The 237-nt window shown below is 32.5% G+C and carries 1 protein-coding gene; it reads left to right on the forward strand.

The window, feature by feature from the left end; all coding sequences use genetic code 11:
• Positions 1 to 15: 15 nt before the first annotated feature.
• Positions 16 to 237, forward strand: a 222-nt coding sequence (locus tag AOA61_RS30915) for a hypothetical protein (protein WP_218197360.1), incomplete at its 3' end; no start/stop codon positions are given.

A 237-nucleotide genomic window follows, 5' to 3' on the forward strand; every position in this document is an offset into this window, starting at 1 on the left:
GCTGGATACAGTGAAATGACACTGTTTCGTCATTTTGGTACGAAGAAAAAAATGTTAGAATGTGCAGTAAAACGATTTTATCATCTTGTTGATGTTACAAATATCTTAATGAAAAATGTTTCCTATGATTTGGAGGCAGATTTGAAGTTAGTGAGCCAGACTTATCACTGGTATATGAATAAAAATGAACAAATAGTTTTATTAGCTTTTCAAGAGCGAGACACTATACCATCACTC

The organism is Pseudomonas sp. 2995-1, from assembly GCF_002742505.1.
Lineage (GTDB): Bacteria > Pseudomonadota > Gammaproteobacteria > Pseudomonadales > Pseudomonadaceae > Aquipseudomonas > Aquipseudomonas sivasensis.